The following is a 16327-nucleotide window of genomic DNA, read 5'->3' as shown; positions in this document are numbered from 1 at the left end:
TCCCCTCCTTTAACGACCAAAGCTGGCCAGCAAGGTATCAAAAATCGACTGCATGCTTTGCAGATAGCGCGCACTGGCTTGGTAAGCCTGCTGGAACTGCAGCAACCGCGCCGCCTCTTCGTCAAGGTTGACGCCAGCCTGATTGGCGCGCGCACTCTCGGCATTGAGCGCCAAGCGGGTGTGAAATTCGGAATCGGTTTGCGCCCGCTGCAAACCAGCCGCCACGGCGCTAAAGACCGGGATGTACCCATCCGACAGCATAAAACCGTCGATGGTCGCTAGGTCGCGCAGCGCCAGCAGCGCTTGGCCGTTGCCGGCATTCTGGCGCAAGTTTTCTGTGGGCAGCGGCTCACGCACGTTAAAGGTGTCGCCGACGGCTGGCGCGCCGCGCAGGGTGAGGCTGAAACCGCTGCCCACTATTGCTTGGCCCGAAACAAAAGCTTGCGTAGGTCCGCCGTTGATGGTGTAGCCGCCGGCAACAAAGGTGATCGTGGCCGGTACATCAGCAAACGGTGGCATTTGCCCGGTGGGCCGATACAGGGCCTCCACTTGTGCATTGCCAGAATTGCCCGCCGCCGCCGCAACCACCACCGGGCTGGACAGCGCCAGCTGCGAAGGCGCAGACAGATTCACCGCCATGGCAGCAGCCACGCCCCGAAACGGACGCAGCAGCACCTCGGTTCCTGCAGCACCACTGGCCAGACCGCCAAAGCGCAGTCCGTCCAAGGTCAAATCGGTGGTCGGCGCGGCAAAGGAGACGCTGAAGCCATCGCTGATGCGGGTCAGGTTGCCAGCACCAGCACCCGTGAAAGTGACCCGGTAGTCCGATGCCCGAAACTGCGTCGGTGTGTCAGCGGCAGGGTCCATGCCCACGCTCACGTTCAATGCCGTAGGAGGCGTCACGGTGTTGACCACTGGCACCACGGCCTGGGTCCAGTAGCTGGCCGCAAGGGGCCGGAAAAAATCCTGCCCCTCCTGACCATTCAAATCCAGACCTTGACGGTGCTGGCGATTCGTCAGCTCGAGTGTGGCCAGGGCCAAGCGCCCGAGTTGGTTGCTCACGCCAGCCACATCGTCATTGAAAAAAGTCAGGGCCCCGCGCAGCGTGCCGCCACCGATCAAATCGTCGTTGAGCACGGTGGCAGCGTTGCCAAAGCCCACGGTGTAACGGCCATCGGGGCTGATGCTCTCGGAGCCCACCAGCGCCGTGGCGCGTGAACCCAGCACCAGCGGCATGCTTCCTCCGACAAACACCGTCATCGAACGGTCGTCGGCCTCCAAAGTATGCACTTGGATGATGCGATTCAGGTCTGCCAGCAACCGGTCGCGCTGGTCGAGCAAGTCGTTGGGCGGAACACCGGCAGCAAAACCATCGACGATGCGCTGATTCATCTGCGCAACCCCGGCGCTGAGCTGGTTGATTTGGGCAAGGCTGGCATCTAGCTGGGCGCGGGTGGTGGTGCGCAACTGCTCGAGCTGTTCGGCGCTGCCATTGAGGCGCCGTGCAAGGTCGTCGGCGCCCGTGAGCACCACGGCGCGTGCCGTTTGGTTGGTGGGCGAGGCCAGGGCATCTGCCCACGAATTCAAAAAACCATTGAGCTGCTGCCCTAGGCCAGCGGCACCCATGGGGAACAGGGCTTCGAGCGCTTGCAAGCGTTGATAGCGCAGTTTGGATGCCTCGGAAGCCGCCGCCGTGATGTTGGCCTCGCGCGTGAGGAACTGGTTGAAGGCACGCTCCACCCCAGCCACCTGCACCCCTCGACCGAAATAGCCGATACCAAACTGCTGCCCTGGCACTTGCTGCAAGCTCACGGTTTGGCGGGAAAAGCCGGGCGTGTTGGCGTTGGCGATGTTGTGCCCAACCACCTGCAACGCGGCCTGGTTGCTCAATAAGCTGGTGACGCCGATGTTGAAACTCATGACAGCCTCCGCTTAGCCCAGGGCTCGCTTGACGTTGAGGGTGGCGTTGATCATGCGCTCGAGCTTGGCGGCGTAGCGCGGATCGGTGGCGTAGCCGGCCTCTTGCACCTCACGGGCAAAGGCGTGGGGCGAGTGCAGGTTTTGCATCACTTCGGCGTAGCGCGGGCTGCGCCCGATCAGGCGCGCGTAGTCGCGAAAGGCATCGACGGCATTGTCGTAGGCGCGAAAGCGCTGCACCATGCGCTGCGGCGCGCCGTTGACGTACTCGGTGGTGGTGATCTCGGCCACGCGCCCGCGCCAGCCCGGTGTGGCCTTGATGCCAAAGAGGTTGAAGCTGTCGGAGCCGTCGGCGTTGCGGATCGGGCTGCGGCCCCAGCCGGTCTCGTGCGCGGCCTTGCCGATCATGAAACTGGCCGGGATGCCGCTCTCGCGCTCGACCTGCTGCGCCGCCTGGCGGTGCTGGGCCACGAAGCTGGCTTGGGCTTGGCTCGGGGTGGCAAACGGCGGCCGCGCGGCAACGGCTGCAGCGGGCGCATGGGCCGCTGCCGGGCCGGCACTGGCAGGCTCCTGCGCGCCCTGGGTTTGTTGCATCAGTTGGCGTTCGATCATTTCACCCAAGCCCCTAGGCAGGCCGGTGAGCTTGACCGCCCATTGCTCGTCGAGCAACTGGCTGCCCAAGCCACCGGCTTCGTCGCCCATCAGTCCGGTACTCATCGTCGCTTCGCGCATGCTCTTGAGCAGTTCGCGCATAAAAAGGGCCTCGAACTGGCGCGCGGTCTCGCGGATGGCGGCGCGGCTGTCGCGCCCGGCCAGCTGGTTGAGTTGGTTGAGCGAGTTGCTGTCGGCGGCCAGCCCGCGCTGCTGCGCCAGCACCAGCGCAGCGCCCGAGGCAGCGGCAGGCTGGGTGTTCATGCTCAGATCACCTCGAGTTCGGCGCGCAGCGAGCCGGCCGCGCGCAAGGCTTGCAGAATCGAGACCAGATCCATCGGCGTGGCCCCCATGGCGTTGAGGGCGCGCACCACCTCGCTGAGTTGGGTGCTGGCGGGCAGTTGGATCAGCGCCCCGCCCTCTTGGCCGATCTGCACCTCGGCCTGTTCGACCACCACCGGTGGCGTGCCGGGCGGGGCAAACGGCGGTGGCATGGCCACTTGCGGCGTAACGCGGATGGTGACCGTGAGGTTGCCGTGCGCCACCGCCGCCGGGGCCAGGGTCACGCTCTGGTTCATGACCACCGAGCCGGTGCGCGAATTCACCACCACGCGCGCCGTGGGCGGCGCCAGCTGCAGCGGCAACTGCTCGATATCGGCCAAAAAGGCGACGCGCTCGTTGGGGTCGGTCGGGGCGCGCAGGCGCACCACGCGGCCGTCGAGCGCTTGCGCCGTGCCCGCGCCCTTGGCTTGGTTGATCGACAGCGCCACCCGGCGCGCGGTTTGAAAGTCGGCGGCGTTCAGGTTCAGGTCGATGGTGGTGCCGAGCAAAAAAGGCGTGGGCACGCTGCGCTCCACCTGGCCGCCGTTGGGGATGCGACCCACACTCAAGTGGTTGATCACCACCTGGGCGCCGGCGGCTGCGGCCCCGGCGCCGCCGACGATCAAATTGCCCTGTGCCAAGGCGTAGATCTGGCCATCGACCCCGCGCAAGGGCGTGGTGATGAGGGTGCCGCCGCGCAGCGAGCGCGCATTGCCGATCGACGACACCGTGATATCGATGGCCTGCCCCGGCTGGGCAAAGGCCGGCAGCTGCGCCGTGACCAGCACCGCCGCCACGTTGCGCGGCTGAAAGTTGGCGCCCGGCGGCAGGCTCAGGCCGTGTTGCTCGAGGTAGTTGCGCAGCGACTGCGCGCTAAAGGGCATTTGGGCCGCTTGGTCGCCGGTGCCATCGAGCCCCACCACCAGCCCATAGCCGGTCAGCGGGTTGCTGCGCACGCCCTGCACCGAGGCCACGTCTTGAATGCGCGTGCTGGCCTGCAGGGGGGCGGCGGCCAGCAGCCCCATGGCCAACACAGCCAGCGCGGCCCAGAGCGACAGCCCAGCCAACCCTAGGCGGCGGCGCGCTGGCCCCAGCGCCCACACCGCACCCAGAGGCCCTGCGGCAACGCGGGGCCGGGTGGCTCGTGGGGTGGGTAGGCGATTCATCGTACAAACTCCGGTGCGGCGCATGCGGCTGCAAACAGCAGCCGATGAGCCCATTGTGTAAAACTTTAGAACGGCATAAGCGTTAAAAAGAAGCGTGCCAACCAGCCAAATGTGTGCGCATCGGCCTGCGCGCCGCGGCCGCGCGAGAGCACGCGCACGTTGGCCACTTGGGTCGACTGAACCGTGTTGCCGGGTCGGATGGTGCGCGGATCGACCGTGCCCGAAAACTGCAGCACATCCACGTTCTGGTTCACACCGATCTGTTTTTCGCCCACCACCACCAGGTGCCCGTTGGGCAGCACCTGCGTCACCACCGCCGTGATGCTGCCGGCAAAGGTGTGGGTGGCTTCGGTCGAGCCGTCGGCGTTGAAGCTGTTTTCGGTCTCGGCCGCAGTGCGCAAGCGCCCGAGCTCGCGTGCACGCGCCAGCGGAAAAGCGGTCACTCCAGCGCTGAGCTCCGAATTGCGGTTGACCGTGGTCGCGCTCTCTTGCGTGGCGCTGACGCGTTCGCTGATCTGGATAGTGAGCGCATCGCCCACCAAGCGCGCGCGATGGTCTTCAAAGCCCGGACGAAAGGTGGCGGCGGCAAACAGGCTGCCGTTGAGCGGTGCCGCCGGTGCGGCCTGCGCCTGCGGGAAGTCGAGGGTGCGCGGCGCCGGCACCAGATCGACTTGGGGCACTTGCGACAGGGTTTCGCAGCCGCTCAAGACCAGCGCGCCCAGCAGGGTCACCAGCAGCACCGACCCACGTGGGCCGCTGCGTACGGGTCGTACAAAATGCACAGCCATGGGCCTGCGCGGCAGTAAGGGATTCATGATGCGTAATCCGGAAGGTCGGCTGGGTTTAAGGGCGCGGTTGCGGAATCGCTTCAACCCGCTTCAAATCTGCGCCAGCCGCGCCAGCATCTGGTCCGAGGTCTGGACGGCGCGCGAGTTGAGTTCGTAGGCGCGCTGGGTCTGGATCATGGCCACCAGCTCTTGCACCACATTCACGTTGGAACTTTCCAAAAAGCCCTGCAGCACCGGGCCGCGCCCTTCGCTGCCGGGTGCACCCACAGCCGCCTCACCTGAGGCCGCGGTTTCGGTGAATAGGTTTTGACCGCGCGGCTCCAGCCCCGCCGGGTTGATGAAGGTGGCGAGCGTGATCGTGCCCGCCGGCTGTGGCGCCGGGTTGGTGCCCACCAGCACCGTCACCTGACCGTCTGCGCCGATGGTGACGCTGCGCGCATCGCGCGGAATGGTCACCGCGCCGATCACTGGCATGCCGCTGTTGTTCACCAAGCGGCCCTCGGCGGTGATCTTGAAGCTGCCGTCGCGCGTGAAGGCGGTGCTGCCGTCGGGCATTTCGATCTGGAAAAAACCGTCGCCGTTGATCGCCACGTCAAGCTGGTTTTCGGTTTTTTGCAAGCTGCCTTGGGTGAAGGTGCGCGCGGTGGCCACGGTGCGCACCCCCAGCCCGAGCTGCAAACCGGTGGGCAGCTCGGCCTGCTCGGAGTTGGGGGCCCCGACCTGACGCAGATTTTGGTAGATCAAGTCTTCGAACATGGCGCTGCTGCGCTTAAAACCCGTGGTCGAGACGTTGGCCAGATTGTGCGAAATCACGTCGAGCTGGGTTTGCATCGCGCGCATGCCGGTGCTGGCGATCTGCAGTGAGTTAATCATGGTGTGCTCCTAGGGTGCAAAGGGCCGGGTTTAGCCCTGCAGATTCAACAGGCGGGCGGCGGTTTGGTCGTTGCGCTCGGCGTTTTGCAGCATGCGCAGTTGCAGTTCGAACTGGCGCGCCACGCTGATCATGCCCACCATGGCCTCGACCGGGTTCACGTTCGAGCCCTCGAGGGCGCCGTCGATCAGCGTGGCGGTGGCGTCTGCCGGCAGCGGGCCGCCGTCGGCGCTGCGAAACAGGCCATCGTTGCCACGCACCAGGCGCTGCGCTGCGTCGTCGGGCGTGACCAGCTTGAGGCGCCCGAGCGCCTGCGGCGGCTCCTCGCCCACGCGCGCGCTCACCGTGCCGTCGCTGGCGATCATCACCTGGGCGTTGGCCGGCACCGCGATCGGTGCCGCGCCGTCGTCGAGCATCGGCAAGCCATTGACGCCCACCAGCTGCCCTTGGGCCGACACCTGCAAGGCACCGGCGCGGGTGTAGGCCTCGGTGCCGTCGAGCGCCTGCACGGCAAAAAAGGCGCGTCCGGCTGCGGCCACATCGAGGTTGCGTCCGGTCTGGTTGATGGCCCCAGGGGTGTCGAGGTGGCCAGCGGTGGCTTCGAGCGCAAAGGCACGCGTGCTCGCCCCCTCGCCGCGCAGCGGCACCGAGCGGAAGGTGGACATTTCGGCGCGAAAGCCGTTGGTGCTCACGTTGGCCAGGTTGTGCGTGAGCACCTGCTTGCGGTGCATGGCCGCGTTGGCCCCCGACAGGGCTAGATAGATCATGCGGTCCATGCTCGGGCTCCTTGGCGTTTAGTGCGCAGCTTGTGGCATCAGCGCATATTGACCAGGGTCTGCAACACCTGGTCCTGCGTGCGGATGGTCTGCGCGTTGGCCTGGTACGAACGCTGCGCGACCATCATGTTGACCAGCTCTTGGGTCAGTTCGACGTTGGATTCCTCCAACGCATTTTGGCGCACCAAACCCACTCCACCTTCTTGCGGACCGCCCAATGTGGGAGGTCCCGACGCAAAGGTCTGCGCCCAGAAGCCGCCATTGATCGGCTGCAAGCCCTGCAAGTTGCGAAAGTTGGCCAAAGCGACCTGGCCTTCGGCACGCGAAATGCCGTTGGAGTAGCGCGCCATGACCACGCCGTTTTCAGCGATATCGATCGATGTCAGATCGCCGGCGGCATAACCATCTTGGGTCAGGGCAAAAACGCCAAAACGGGAGCCAAACTGGGTCAGGGTGGGGGTGCCGGCAGGGTCTGCCAGAGTGAGGGGAATGGTCAGCGCTGAACTCGGTACGGTGGCGGGAGCGACCGCAGCCGGAATCGTGATGTTCGAGATGGCTGAAGAAACCAACTGGCCATTGGCACCAAAAGTCAGGGCGCCGCCGCCTGCCAACAAGCTGTTGCCATTGTCCAAGCTGGCTGCAATTTGCCAGGTGTTGGCAGCCGTCTTGACGAAATAAAGCTGCACGGCAACCGGGCTGCCTTGCTCATCAAACGCATTGAGCGCGGTACCAAAGCGCTTTTGGGCCTCCGTCAGGGGGGCCGTCGGAGGCGACTCAATCGCCGCACCCGCGTCGAGGTTGGCCGTGATCTCTATGCCTCGACTCAAGGGGTTGGCCGCAGTGATGCCAGAGGCTCGTGGCGGAATCGGCTGACCGGTAGGCAGCGTCAGGTCTCTGGTCACGGCACTGGTGCGCTGACCCAACGCGTCGGTGTCAAAACCTTGCAGGCGCGCGCCGGTGTTGGTGACGATAAAACCGTCTTTATCGAGTTTGAACTCACCGTTTCGGGTAAACAGTGGGCTGCCATCGGGGGCATTGACTTGGAAAAACCCGGCCCCGTTGATGGCCAGATCGAGCTGATTGCCGGTTATTTTTAGGTTGCCCTGCGTAAACAGTTGCGCTATCGCGGCCACTTGCACCCCCATGCCGGCGCTGGCTCCGCCAGTCGCGCCCAAAGCGGCGGCATAAACCTCGGCGAACTCGGCCCGGCTGGCTTTCATGCCGGTGGTGTTGGCGTTGGCGATGTTGTGCCCGATCACCTGGAGGTTGCGTGCAGCCGCGTTCAGGCCTGACAAACCGGTTTGAAAACTCATGTCGTGCTCCAATCAATGCTGGAAATTGGGTTCAAAAAAAGGCCAGCACGTCTTGCTGCTTGAGGGTACTGCCGTCGGCGGCGCGCAGGTGCACTTGGCCTTCGATGATGCCGACCGATTCGACACGCTGGCGCGCCAGCGGCATGGCCGTGAGCGCCTGGCCATTGGCCATGGCGTGCACCTGCATCGAGGCCACGCGCGCCGCATCCACACCTTCGGGCACCCAGTCAAAGTGCTGCAAGCCGGCACCGCGCGGGCCCAGACTGGTGCTGCCCAGCAACTCGCCCGCATGGCCGAGCACATCGACGCGCACGCTGTCGCTGGCTTGGGGCAGGCTGAAGCTGCCCTGCACCACGCCGTTGTGCACACTCAGCGCGTTGCCTTGGGACACTACTTGGCGCCCGACCAAGCTCGCGGCTTGTGCCGCCTGCGTCTGGCCAAACTGCTCGGCCAACGACTTGACGGTCTGGTTGAGCTGCTGGATGCCGGTGACGGTGTTGATCTGCGCCATCTGGCTCGTCATCTGCGCGTTGTCCATGGGATTGAGCGGGTCTTGGTTGCTCAACTGGGCCACAAAGAGCTTGAGGAAGCGGTCTTGCGCCGCTTGCGGATCGGTGGCCTGGCCTTGCGCGCCGCCTTTGGCGTTGTAGGCATCGATCTCGGTGCGGCTCAGGGCAGACATAAACATGGCGAGGCTCCGGTGTGCGCTTATTGGCCCATCTGCAGCGTGCGCAGCAGCAGGTGTTTGGCGGTGTTCATGACTTCGACGTTGTTCTGGTACGAGCGCGAGGCCGAGATCATGTTGACCATTTCTTCGACCGGATTCACGTTGGAGTGCGTCACGTAGCCCTCGCCGTCGGCGTTGGGGTGCTGCGGGTTAAACACGCGCCGGTTGGGCACTTGGCTTTCGATCACGTCTTGCACCCGCACCCCTTGCGAAGCCGGGTTGTTGCCCATAGGCACGGTCTGAAAAACCACCTGACGCGCGCGGAAGGCCTGGCCATCGGGACCGGCCACGGCGTCGGCGTTGGCCAAATTGCTGGCCACGGTGTTGAGGCGCTGCGCTTGGGCGCTGATGGCGCTGCCCGAGACGCTGAAAATGGTGAACATCGACATGATGGTGCTCCTTTACTGGCCTTGGATGGCACTGAGCATGGTGCGCACGTGGCCGTTGATGAAGCGCAGCGTGGACTCGTACTGCACCGCGTTGTGGATGAAGTTGGCGCGCTGTTGGTCTAGGTCCACGGTGTTGCCGTCGAGGCTGGGCTGGGTCTGGACGCTGTACTGCACGCGGTTGCGGTCGGGTACGTCGGCCAGGGCCGATGCTGTGCGCAGATGCTGGGCGTTGCCGCCGGTGAGCACTGGCATGGCCCCGGCGCGCAGCTCGGGGCCGCGCGAGCGCACGCTGTCCATTGCTTGGCGAAAATCGAAGTCGCGCGCCACAAAGCCGGGCGTGTCGGCGTTGGCGATGTTGCTGGCCAACACCTGCTGGCGGTGGGCCCGCAACTGCAGCGCGTCCGAGAAGAACTCGAGACGCCGGGTCAGTGGCTCAAACATCTTGCGCTCCTGCGGCTTGCGGTTGGGGGGCGCTTGCAGCGAATCCGGCCCCGATGCCGCGATTGTGGAAAACTTGAGCCCTGGTTAAGCCCTGAATAAGCGGCCTGTAAGCCGGTTATTTCCGCTCAACTCACGCCCACGACCGGGCTACAGTGCTGCAACACAGTTCATGCCCATACCTGCCCCCATGCGCCCGAACCCACTCTGCTCCTGCCAAAGACCGCAGCGCAGCCACGTGCGGCGTGCCGCCCTGCTGCTGGGGTGGGTATTGGCGCTCGCAATGGGCTTGAGCGGTGCCGCCGCCTCCACCCAGCCCAGCCCGGCACACCAGGCCTGGTCGCAACAGACCGAGCGCTGGATCAACGAACAGCTGATCGCCCAAGCCAGCTCCGACTTGCCCTTGCGCCCCGAGGTGGTGGTTGGGCGCTTCGACAGCCGTCTGCAATTGGCCCCATGCGCCCGTGTCGAACCCTTTATGCCCAACAACACGCGGCTCTGGGGCCGCACCCGCATCGGGCTGCGCTGCGTGCAAGGCCCGGTGGCTTGGACGGTGTTTTTGCCCATCGAGGTGCGCGCCTGGGGCCCGGCTTGGGTCATCCGCCAGCCAGTGCGAGCCGGTACCACCTTGACCCAGTCCGACTTAGAGCTCACCGAGATCGACTGGGCCGCGCACCCCTCGCCACCGCTGACCCGCTCCGAGCAATGGCTGGGCCTGGCGGCGGTCAGCGCGCTGCAACCTGGGCAAGTGCTGCGCAACGGCATGGTGCGCGCACCGCAAATGTTTGCCTCGGGCAGCCAAGTAAAATTGCAACTCGATGGCGCGGGCTTTACACTAAGCGCCAGTGGTACCGCGCTCAGCCACGGGGTGCTCGGCCAAGCGGTGCGGGTGCGGCTACCGAATCGGCAAATCGTCAACGGGGTGGTCATCAACGCCGACACAGTCGCTGTACGCCTGTGACACCAGCGCCATAGCCAGAACCGCAAAAAAAGGTTAAAGTCGGGCTTCATTCGGCCGATAAGGCTCTCAAGTGCCCCTCTTATCTGGGGGTTTGGAGCGCGTCATGAACGTCAATCACCTCACCGACAAGCCTGCTGCAGTTAGTCCGTCCACGCGAATGTTGGATCGGGCAGCCGTGCCCGCTCAGGCGGTTGGCAGCACCGGGTCCGCAACCGCGGCCAGTGTCGAGGTGCGGCTTTCGGCCGTGACCCAGACCATGACCAATAACGTGGCGCGCTCCGGCGCCGACGTTTTCAACGCCGAAAAGGTGCAGGCCATGCGCAGCGCAATCCAAAACGGTTCGTTTTCGGTCAACGCCGAAGCCATCGCCGATCAGGTGCTGGTTCAGGCGCGTGAAATGCTCGGCGTGGCGGCCTCTGCACCCCGCTCTGAAACCGGCTCTGCCCCCATGCGATGAGCAACCCGGGTTTGGTGCGCAAGCCCCCGCCCACCCCTGCTGGCGACCCCGGTTGGCGCGCGGCACTTGAGACCTTGACGGCCTTGCGCGGGGCTGTTGCTGCGGTGCAGCGCTTGGCGCTGGAATCTATAGATGGCGAAAACGCGGATGCCTTGGTTGCTGCCGTCGCAGAACTGAACCGGTCTATGGCCCACCACCTGCCGCTGCTGCAGAAAACCGCCACGCAGGGCGCGGCCGTACCTGCTGAGGTTGCATTGCAATTGCAGCGCCTAGGCGCCGATATCCAGCAAATCAGCCAGACCAACACCCGCCTGTCGGCACAAGCGCAGCGTGCGCTTGATGTGCTTTTCCCAGCCGACGCCGTCAAAGCCTATAGCCGCCTGGCTGGGCGCGCCAGCCCGTTTGCCTCGAGCAACGGGGCAGCATCGGGCTACTTCAAAACCTGAAACGCCGAAGCTGTTTGGGCCCGCGTGCTTTAGTGGGCACGAAGCCGGGCCCGCAGCCGGGCGATCGACTGGCTGTGCAACTGGCTCACGCGCGACTCGGTCACACCCAATACGGCAGCGATCTCTTTGAGGTTCATGTCATGTTCGTAATACATGCTCATCACGTGCTGCTCGCGCTCGGGCAGTTTGTTGATGCCCTCGACCAAGGCCGCACGCATGCGCTGCACGCTCAACTGAGCCTGTGGGTTGGCACCTTCGTCGGCGGGCAAAAAGCGGTCAAGAAACGGCTCGTCTTCCGTCCCGCCGGTCAAGTCCTCGAGATAGACCAGCTGCGAGCCGCGCACCCGGCCCAGCATCTCCTGGTATTCGGGCAGCGACAGCCCGAGCTCGAGCGCGATCTCGGATTCACGCGGTGCCCGCTGCAGGCGCTGTTCCAGCCGTTGCACCGCCGCCTCGATGTCTTTTTGTTGCTTGCGCGAGCTGCGTGAGAGCCAGTCGCCGTCGCGCAACTCGTCGAGCATGGCGCCACGGATGCGCTGACTGGCAAAGGTCTCGAATTGCACCCCTTGCGCCGGGTCGTAGCGCGTCAGGGCTTCGTTGAGACCGATCATCCCAACCTGGATCAGGTCATCGATATCGACGCTGGCGGGCAGTCGCGCCATCAAATGATGCGCCAAACGGAGCACCAAAGGGCTATGGCGTCTGAGTTGGGCATCGCGGTCAAGCGTGCCTTTGGCGGTGTACATCAGAAACTGAGCGGGTCTGGTCGGCTGAAAGCGCGAAAAACTGGTGTGAAAAGGAATGTACATGGGGTTGTCTCACGCTATCTTGCAGCACCAACGCCGTTTCCAGAACCCGTTGCATGCAGGATTCGCCAGCCGCTGGGTCCAAGACACCCCGCTGACGATCATACCCGAGTGGCCACACCGCTGGCCTCAGACCCAGGTGACGCAAAGCCTGCTGACGCAGTGTTCGAACCGGATCTGGCTCTATGCCTCGATCCCAATTCGCAGACTGGCTCGCGGCTAGGTCGGCATCGGGCAGCCACAGCACCAGCGCCTGCAGGGCCGCCACCTGCCACAACACCTTGATGGCGTTGTAGGCGCTCACCAAGCTCGCCGGGGCCGCATTGAGCAGCACCAGCGGGCGCGCCTGGGTATCGGCCAACCGCACCGCCCACGCCTCCAGCGGGGCCTGCCAGAGCAACACCCCAGATTCGGGCAGCGCCTGCTCCGACTGCTCCAGCCAAACGCTCGACTTGGAAAGCGCGCCACCGGTCTCGGGCATGCCATCGAGCGGCAGCACGCTTAAACCCAAATCCATCAAACCGTCTTCGAGCCGCAGCAGTGCCGCCTGCGCCAGCGCCGGGTCGGGGTTGTGCACCACCGGCAACAAGCGCTTGGGGGGCTGCAAGTGCAGGGCCGCGAGCCCTGTGGCTTGGTCGAAGCCGGATTCAAACATGGCGGCCATCCAAAGGCACCCGCACCTGGCCCGATTCGGTAAAGTAGAAGGGCAGCTCGGCCTCTTTGGGGTCAAAAGACGATTTGCTGCTGGTGGCCATTGATAAACGCACCAGCGTCGGGGCATCAGGGCGCTGCCAGTCCTCTGGCACGCGCTGACCCGTGCTCAGGCCGCGCAGCACCAGCTGGTGCCGGATCAAGGTGTCGAGCGCCGGCCCGAGCTTCGCGGCTTCATCGAGTTTGGACAAAATCACGCCGTGTAGGCCGCTGCCCACGTAGGCGTGCACCACCTCGTCGAGCGTGTCGCCGTGGGCGCCGGCGTTGAGCACCAGCAGTTTTTTGATGCTGGGTGAGTCCAGCAGCTCCATCATCTCGGCGATGCGTGGGTCTTTTTGCCCAAGCCCGGCGGTGTCGATGATCACCATGCGCTTGTTGGCCAGCAGCTCGAGCAAGTCTTGCAGCGCCGCGCGGTCGTGCGCCAGGTGCGCCACCACGCCCAGCATGCGGGCATAGGAGCGCAGCTGCTCGTAGCCGGCCACGCGGTAGCTGTCGAGCGTGATCAGGCCGACGCTGCTGGGCCCATAGGTCTGCACGCACTGCGCCGCCAACTTGGCGGCGGTGGTGGTTTTGCCCACTCCGGTGGCTCCCACCAGCGCAAACACCCCGCCCTCGTCGCACAGCTGGCCCGCTTCGCGGTGGGTGCGCAGGTTGCGCGCCAACACCTCTTGCGTCCAGCGAAAGGCCTCGGCAGGAGCGTAGCGCTCGGGCAGGCGCTCCATCACGGCGCGCGCCACCGTGGGCGAGTAACCGCAGCGGATGAGTTTGAGCAGCAGACCGGCCTCGATCGGGTTTTGCTTGGCCTGACCGAGCCAAGCCAAGGTGCTCAGGCGCTCTTCCATCAGCGTTTGCAGCTTGTCGATTTGCTCGGTCAGGCGCGCAGCGGCATTGGGCGTGGCTTCAGCCTTGGGAATTTTGGGCGCTTCGGGCGCCGGACTGGACTGCGCAGGCCGAGCTTTGGGCTTGGTTGCTTCAGGCGCGGACTGGGTGAAGCGCAAGCGGAAGTCGTGCTCGTCTGGCTGGACCCGAAAGCCATCGCGCTCGGGCGCTGCGAGGCGTGGAGGCGCCGCGCCCTGGGCGTGAGTGGGCTCGCTGGGCATGGGCTCCGAACGCTGGGGACTTTGCATGGCTTCGCGGCGCTTGCGCAGCATGCGCTCGCGCACGTAGTCTTGGAACGACAAGGTGCTCATGGCCATGGTTTCGGTGTCTTGGGCCACGCTGCCGCCCGCCGGCTGGCGCGGCAACTGGCTCTCGGCGCGCTGCTGCAGGTTGGCGCGCTGCGTGCGTTCCTCGGGGCGCTGCGCCGGCTTGGGGGCAGCCGCGACCTGCGTGCGCAACTGCCCCAAGTCTTCCTCGCTGGTGGCCACCACTTCAAAGCCCTGATCAACGGAGCGGCTCGACAAAATCACGGCGCTGTCGCCAAAAGTGGCCTTGGCCAGCGCCATGGCTTCGCGCGAGTTGGGGGCTATAAAGCGTTGGGCGTTCATGCGGGCTCTCCAAGTATTGGGCCGATGCGGATCAAATGGGTGTCAGGAATTTCGCTGTGCGCCAGCACCTGCAGGCGGGGCGCCGCGCGTTTGAGCAGGCGCGCCATGGCGCTGCGAATGGCGTCGGGCACCAGCAGGCAGGCCGGGATGCCTTTCTCTTCCTGCCGGTTCGAGACCTGGGCCGCCGACTGGGTGAGCAGTTCGGCCACGCCGGGGTCGAGCGCACCCGAGCCCTGCCCGCTCAGGGCCTGGGTGAGCAAGCGCTCGAGCCCGGGCTCGATGGCGATCACTTCCAGTTCGCTCACCGGGCCGTAGATTTGCTGCACGATGGCGGGCGCCAGCGCCTGCCGAATGCGCCGCGCCAGTTCGGCCGGGTCTTGCGTCTGGCCGGCGTGTTCGGCCAAGGCCTCGACGATGGTGCGCACGTCGCGGATGTGCACCGACTCTTCGAGCAGCAGCTGCAGCACCTTGTGAAATACGCCGATGGGCACCATGGCCGGAACCACTTCCTCGATCAGTTTGGGGGCCAGTTTGGCCACGTGCGCCACCAGCTCCTGCACCTCGGTGCGGCTCAGCAATCTGGCGGCATGGACTTGCATCAAGTGTGACAAATGCGTGGCCAGCACGGTCTCGGAATCAACCACGGTGTAACCGGCCATTTGCGCGTTTTCTTTTTGCCGCTCCTCGATCCAGTGCGCCGGCAGGCCAAAGGCGGGGTCGGTGGTGGCGGTGCCGATGAGCGGGGTGCGGATGTGCCCCGGGTTGATGGCCATGAACTGGCCCGGGAACACCTCGCCCTCGCCCACCACCACGCCGCGCAGCGCGATGCGGTAGCTGCTGGGGCGCAGCTCGAGGTTGTCGCGCACGTGCACCGGCGGCGGCAAGAAGCCCACGTCTTGGGCGAATTTTTTGCGCACGCCCTTGATGCGCGTGAGCAAATCGCCCTGGCGCGCTTTGTCCACCAGCGGAATCAGGCGGTAGCCCAGCTCCAGGCCCAGCAGATCGACCGGTTGCATGTCGTTCCACGAGGCCTCACCGTCGCTGGGGGCGGGCGCATTGGCCTGCTGCTGCGCCAGCTCGCTGGCCGCCTGCGCCTGGCGCTGCTGCCAACCGATCCAGAACGCCGCCCCCCCGAGGGCAAAGGCAAAGCTGAGGAACACCACATTGGGCATGCCCGGAATGATGCCCAGCAAAAACAGCACCAGCGCGCTGATTCCCAGCACCTTGGGCGAATCGAACACTTGGCCGACGATCTGCTGCCCCAGGTCTTCTTCTTTGCCCACGCGCGAGACCACCATCGCCGCCGCCACCGAGATCAGCAGCGCCGGCACCTGCGCCGCCAGCGCGTCGCCGATGGCCAGCGTGATGTAAGTGGCCGAGGCATCGCTGGCGCTCATGCTGTGCTGCAACATGCCGATCGCAAAACCACCGATCATGGTGATGAGCAGGATCAGGATGCCGGCAATGGCGTCGCCGCGCACAAACTTGGCGGCACCGTCCATGTTGCCAAAAAAGTCGGCTTCCTCGGCCACTTCGGCGCGGCGCTGCTTGGCCTCTTTGTCGGTGATGATGCCGGCGTTGAGGTCGGCGTCGATCGCCATCTGCTTGCCCGGCATGGCGTCGAGCGTGAAGCGCGCGCCCACTTCGGCGATGCGCTCGGCGCCTTTGGTGACCACCACAAAGTTGATCACCACCAAGATCAGGAACACGATCACGCCCACGGCGAAGTTGCCACCCACCAAAAAGGTGCCAAAGGCCTCGATCACGTTGCCGGCTGCCCCTGTGCCTTGGTGCCCTTCCATCAGCACCACGCGGGTCGAAGCCACGTTGAGCGCCAGCCGCATCAGCGTGGTCAGCAGCAGCACGGTCGGAAAGACGATGAAGTCCATCGCCCGCCGCATATAAGCCGCCACCATCATCACCATCAGGGCGATGGCGATGTTGAGGGTAAAGAGCAGGTCGAGCAGCCACGGCGGCAGCGGCAGCACCAGCATGGCCAGCACCAGCATCACCAGAATGGGCACGGCGATCACGGCGGCATAACCGCTGCCGGGGCCAAACCAGCGTTGTAGGGTTTGCAATAGGGCGTTCATGGGAGCATC

17 protein-coding genes are annotated in these 16327 nt (G+C 65.1%); 3 read left to right on the top strand and 14 right to left on the bottom strand.

Annotated elements, in window-relative coordinates; genetic code table 11:
• Nucleotides 1–9: 9 nt before the first annotated feature.
• The 10 genes from flgK to flgB form a co-directional block, all read right to left on the bottom strand.
• Complete coding sequence (gene flgK / locus SMCB_RS01965; protein WP_045534673.1) at nucleotides 10–1920, bottom strand: flagellar hook-associated protein FlgK; 1911 nt, start codon at nucleotides 1918–1920, stop codon at nucleotides 10–12.
• 12 nt (nucleotides 1921–1932) lie between these two features.
• Entirely contained in the window at nucleotides 1933–2832 is a 900-nt protein-coding gene (gene flgJ, locus SMCB_RS01960; protein WP_045534672.1) for a flagellar assembly peptidoglycan hydrolase FlgJ, read from the bottom strand.
• Nucleotides 2833–2834: 2 nt separating this feature from the next.
• Nucleotides 2835–3914 (bottom strand): flagellar basal body P-ring protein FlgI, encoded by a 1080-nt coding sequence (locus SMCB_RS01955; RefSeq protein ID WP_171820313.1) that lies wholly within the window; start codon nucleotides 3912–3914, stop codon nucleotides 2835–2837.
• Nucleotides 3915–4120: 206 nt separating this feature from the next.
• Nucleotides 4121–4843 (bottom strand): flagellar basal body L-ring protein FlgH, encoded by a 723-nt coding sequence (locus tag SMCB_RS01950; protein WP_045534670.1) that lies wholly within the window; start codon nucleotides 4841–4843, stop codon nucleotides 4121–4123.
• Between the two features lie 90 nt (nucleotides 4844–4933).
• Nucleotides 4934–5716 (bottom strand): flagellar basal-body rod protein FlgG, encoded by a 783-nt coding sequence (gene flgG / locus SMCB_RS01945; RefSeq protein ID WP_045534668.1) that lies wholly within the window; start codon nucleotides 5714–5716, stop codon nucleotides 4934–4936.
• Nucleotides 5717–5746: 30 nt separating this feature from the next.
• Nucleotides 5747–6490 (bottom strand): flagellar basal body rod protein FlgF, encoded by a 744-nt coding sequence (locus tag SMCB_RS01940; protein ID WP_045534666.1) that lies wholly within the window; start codon nucleotides 6488–6490, stop codon nucleotides 5747–5749.
• A gap of 38 nt (nucleotides 6491–6528) precedes the next feature.
• Nucleotides 6529–7803 carry a flagellar hook protein FlgE gene (gene flgE, locus SMCB_RS01935; RefSeq protein WP_045534664.1) on the bottom strand — a complete coding sequence of 425 codons (1275 nt, stop codon included), beginning with the start codon at nucleotides 7801–7803 and terminating at the stop codon, nucleotides 6529–6531.
• A 31-nt stretch (nucleotides 7804–7834) separates the two neighbouring features.
• Complete coding sequence (locus tag SMCB_RS01930) at nucleotides 7835–8491, bottom strand: flagellar hook assembly protein FlgD (RefSeq protein WP_045534662.1); 657 nt, start codon at nucleotides 8489–8491, stop codon at nucleotides 7835–7837.
• Nucleotides 8492–8511: 20 nt separating this feature from the next.
• Nucleotides 8512–8919: a flagellar basal body rod protein FlgC gene (flgC, locus tag SMCB_RS01925; RefSeq protein ID WP_045534660.1), complete on the bottom strand. Its 408-nt coding sequence runs from the start codon at nucleotides 8917–8919 to the stop codon at nucleotides 8512–8514.
• Between the two features lie 12 nt (nucleotides 8920–8931).
• On the bottom strand, nucleotides 8932–9360 hold the full coding sequence (gene flgB, locus SMCB_RS01920; protein ID WP_045534657.1) for a flagellar basal body rod protein FlgB: 429 nt from the start codon (nucleotides 9358–9360) through the stop codon (nucleotides 8932–8934).
• A gap of 280 nt (nucleotides 9361–9640) precedes the next feature.
• On the opposite strand from flgB, the gene flgA reads away from it, so the two are divergent.
• From flgA to SMCB_RS01905, 3 genes are all read left to right on the top strand, one after another.
• Complete coding sequence (gene flgA / locus SMCB_RS01915; RefSeq protein ID WP_052468373.1) at nucleotides 9641–10318, top strand: flagellar basal body P-ring formation chaperone FlgA; 678 nt, start codon at nucleotides 9641–9643, stop codon at nucleotides 10316–10318.
• Between the two features lie 103 nt (nucleotides 10319–10421).
• A complete protein-coding gene (flgM, locus tag SMCB_RS12320) occupies nucleotides 10422–10775 on the top strand; it encodes a flagellar biosynthesis anti-sigma factor FlgM (protein ID WP_082027169.1) in 354 nt (117 codons plus the stop codon).
• On the top strand, nucleotides 10772–11221 hold the full coding sequence (locus SMCB_RS01905) for a hypothetical protein (RefSeq protein ID WP_045534653.1): 450 nt from the start codon (nucleotides 10772–10774) through the stop codon (nucleotides 11219–11221). The genes flgM and SMCB_RS01905 overlap by 4 nt, the downstream gene beginning before the upstream one ends.
• Before the next feature lie 29 nt (nucleotides 11222–11250).
• Here the strand turns inward: SMCB_RS01905 and SMCB_RS01900 are convergent, their stop codons facing one another.
• Genes SMCB_RS01900 through flhA form a run of 4 tightly spaced genes read right to left on the bottom strand, consistent with a single transcriptional unit; the run spans nucleotide 11251 to nucleotide 16318 of the window.
• Nucleotides 11251–11967, bottom strand: coding sequence for an RNA polymerase sigma factor FliA (locus SMCB_RS01900; RefSeq protein ID WP_045534651.1), 717 nt, complete (start codon nucleotides 11965–11967; stop codon nucleotides 11251–11253).
• Nucleotides 11942–12682 (bottom strand): hypothetical protein, encoded by a 741-nt coding sequence (locus tag SMCB_RS01895; protein WP_144400226.1) that lies wholly within the window; start codon nucleotides 12680–12682, stop codon nucleotides 11942–11944. Before SMCB_RS01895 ends, SMCB_RS01900 begins: the two co-directional genes overlap by 26 nt.
• Nucleotides 12675–14225, bottom strand: coding sequence for a flagellar biosynthesis GTPase FlhF (gene flhF, locus SMCB_RS01890; protein ID WP_045534647.1), 1551 nt, complete (start codon nucleotides 14223–14225; stop codon nucleotides 12675–12677). Before flhF ends, SMCB_RS01895 begins: the two co-directional genes overlap by 8 nt.
• On the bottom strand, nucleotides 14222–16318 hold the full coding sequence (flhA, locus tag SMCB_RS01885; protein WP_045534645.1) for a flagellar biosynthesis protein FlhA: 2097 nt from the start codon (nucleotides 16316–16318) through the stop codon (nucleotides 14222–14224). The genes flhF and flhA overlap by 4 nt, the downstream gene beginning before the upstream one ends.
• Nucleotides 16319–16327: the final 9 nt, after the last annotated feature.

The organism is Serpentinimonas maccroryi, assembly GCF_000828915.1.
Taxonomy (GTDB): Bacteria; Pseudomonadota; Gammaproteobacteria; order Burkholderiales; family Burkholderiaceae_C; genus Serpentinimonas; species Serpentinimonas maccroryi.
Note: the sequence above shows the minus strand (reverse complement) of the source record. Positions and strands in the feature narration are given on the sequence as shown.